The sequence below is a fragment of the Caballeronia sp. M23-90 genome, from assembly GCF_053574605.1.
Window position 1 is genome coordinate 1 of sequence record NZ_JBSIPA010000622.1, and the last position, 3,041, is coordinate 3,041.

The window sequence follows — 3,041 nt, forward strand, 5'->3', positions numbered from 1 at the left end:
TGAAGCGAGTGTGCGCGCCGGCGAAGAACGCCTGCGGCTGGCAGCCCAGACGACCAACGACTTTGCGATCATCGTGCAGGACCCAGATGGCCGTATCGTGAGCTGGAACGCCGGGGCCGAGCGCGTGTTCGGTTATTCGGAGCATGAGGCGGTGGGGCAGAACATCGATGTGATCTACACCTCCCGGGACAATGAGGACGGTGTGGCTGGCCGCGAGCGTGACATCGCCCAGCACGACGGCCGCGCCGACGACGAACGCTGGCATCTCGCGAAGGGTGGGCGCAAGGTCTATTGCAGCGGTGTGGTGACGCCGTTGAACGACCCGAAATTCACCGGGTACGCGAAGATCGTGCGCGACCTGACCGATCGCAAGACGCAAGATGATGTGCGCCAGACGCAGCTTGCGGAAGAGCGCGCGGTGCGGGCGCAGGCCGAGGCCGCGAACCGGCTGAAGGACGATTTCCTGGCTGTGCTGTCGCACGAGTTGAAGCATCCGCTCAACCTGATTCATGTGAAGGCGGAAATGTTGCCGCGCATTCCGGAAGCGCGTGGCGTGGCGGCCATCCAGCTCGCGGCGGACGCTATTCAGCGGGCGGTGTTGGGACAGGCGAAGATCATCGACGACTTGCTGGACTTGTCGCGCGTGCGCACCGGCAAGCTCGCGCTCAATCTCGCGATGAGCGACGTGGCGCAGATGCTCGCGACCATTGCGGACGCCATTGAGTCCGAAGCGGCGTTGCGCGGCATAACGCTGTCATTCGATGGACTTGGCGCGCCGCTCTGGACCAAGGTCGACCCCGTACGCTTTGATCAGATCGTGTGGAACCTGCTCTCCAACGCGCTGAAGTTTACGCCGCGCGGCGGGACGGTTTCGGTGCGGCTGACACAGGAAGGTGACGAACTGCGCATCGATGTCGCCGATACTGGCCTCGGGGTCGACGCGCCGCTGTTGCCGCATATCTTCGAGATGTTCTCGCAGGGAATCGAAGCGCGGCGCAAGACGGGCGGCGGCATGGGTATCGGGCTCGCGCTCGTCAAGCAGCTCGTGGAAATGCACGCGGGCCGCGTACTCGCGCAGTCCGAAGGCGCCGGGCGCGGTACTTTGATGCGTGTCTGGCTGCCAGTCGTCGATGGCCGGCCGGGAAGCGGCGACATGGCGCAGGAGCGCAACGGTTCGCTTGGCGGTGTACGCATACTGGTGGTCGACGACGACTCGGAAACCGCCAGCGCGTTCGCGGCGTTGCTGCAGCTCGAAGGTGCGGTGGTGGCGACTGCGCACAGCGGTAGCGAAGCGCTCACGTACCTCGATCATGAGTCCGTCGACCTGATGCTGTGCGACATCAGCATGCCCGGCATTGACGGTTACGAACTCATCGATCAAGTGCGGTCGAACGCGCGGCTCGCGAGCTTGCCCGCGATTGCGCTGACGGGATACACCAGCAGTGCGGAGGAAAATCGCACCCGGGCAAAGGGGTTCGATTTGCTGCTGACGAAACCCGTCTCGCTCGATGCATTGACCGCCGCTGCCGAGCAGGTGCTTTTGTGGCGCGGCGCGCACGGTGGCGGCACGCACACCGGCCCATGACGCAACCGCTATTTGTGGATGTCGTCGCGCAGCAGAATGACATCGCGTGTGGTGACCGGTGACGCGTTGTTACCCCATGTCGTGCGGATGAACGTAAGCACTTGCGCGATCTCCGTGTTCGTCAACATGCCCGCATATGCGGGCATGTTTTTTCGCGGCGGCCCGTGCTGCGTGTCGGGCGAATTGCCGCCTTCGATCATCAGCCGGATCAGCGACGTGGTATCGGGGCCCAGCACGGCCGGGTTGCCCGCGAGCTTCGGATACTTTTGCGGCATGCCCTGCGCCTCGCCGCCGTGGCATTTCGCGCAATACGAGAGGTAGATCCCGGCGCCCGGCCGTTCGATGTTACCCGTGCGCGCCGCAGCCGTTGTTTGCTTAGCACCGAGCGATCGGGGCCTGTAGGCCCCCGAAGGTTGTTCTGCCGGCAGGCTCTTCAGATAATGCGCGATGGCATTCAGGTCATCGTCGTTCATGTACTGCATGCTGTCTTCAACGACCTGCACCATGCTGCCGAACGTGACCAGATCGCCGCCATGCCCTGACTTCAGGAACGCCGCGATCTCTGCTTCGTGCACGCGGCCGAGACCCGCGCCGGGGTCGCCGGTGAGGTTCGGTGCGAACCAGTGATCGTTGGTCCCGCCCGTCAGATATAACCGCGATGACTCCGTATAGCCGCGTTCCTCGTAAGCAGGACCGCGAGGCGTATGACACGCGCCGCAATGTCCCAGCGATTGCACGAGATACGCGCCACGGTTCCATTGCGCGTCGTGGTCCGTGCGAACGGCATAGAGTCCCGTCGGTGCAAAAGCGAAGTTCCAGAACGCAAGGGCCCAGCGTTGATTGAACGGGAACGGGAGGCGCGTGGGCGCTGCAGCCTTTGCGACGGGCTGAACGCCATGCAGGAAATACGCGTAGAGGGCGTGCATGTCGTCGTCATCGATCTTCGAGAACGAGGGATACGGCATCGCCGGATAAAGATGCTTGCCGCCGCGCGCTACGCCTTCACGCAGAGTCCGCGCGAAATCGTCATAGGTGTACTCGCCGATTCCGTATTGTTTGTCGGGCGTGATGTTGCTGCTGACTATGGTTCCGAATGGCGACGCCATGCCAAGGCCGCCCGCGAACGGCGCGCCGCCTTTCGGTGCGGTATGGCAACCGGCGCAATCGCCTGCCTTCGCCAGATACTTGCCGCGCGCAATCAAGGCCTGATCGGCGGTCTGGCCGCACGCCTGTCTTGCAAACGAAAGCAGGCACATGACGATGACGAGGGCGGATCTCATCGGGTTCACCATGGCTTGCACGGCGAGACGATCAGCGCTGCCATCGCCGTCACGATCAGGCCGAGCACGAACATCGGACTGGCGAGCATTGCGACGCGATAAACAAAGCGTGCGGCCCTGCGATCCGGATTCGGCTCCTTGCCCTCGCCGGTTGATCGCCACCCGCGCCAGGCGGA

At 63.7% G+C, this 3,041-nt stretch carries 2 protein-coding genes; one reads left to right on the plus strand and one right to left on the minus strand.

Annotated features, from left to right (window positions below; genetic code table 11):
• On the plus strand, positions 1 to 1,585 hold a 1,585-nt coding region (locus tag ACRXB1_RS33670; RefSeq protein ID WP_449494490.1), incomplete at its 5' end, for a hybrid sensor histidine kinase/response regulator.
• Between the two features lie 8 nt (positions 1,586 to 1,593).
• Here the strand turns inward: ACRXB1_RS33670 and ACRXB1_RS33675 are convergent.
• Positions 1,594 to 2,865 carry a c-type cytochrome gene (locus ACRXB1_RS33675; RefSeq protein WP_449494491.1) on the minus strand — a complete coding sequence of 424 codons (1,272 nt, stop codon included), beginning with the start codon at positions 2,863 to 2,865 and terminating at the stop codon, positions 1,594 to 1,596.
• Positions 2,866 to 3,041 lie beyond the last annotated feature (176 nt).

Coding starts and splice junctions, on each gene's coding strand:
- ACRXB1_RS33675 (WP_449494491.1), bottom strand. CDS start 2,865: ATGAGATCCGCCCTCGTCATCGTCATGTGCCTGCTTTCGTTTGCAAGA.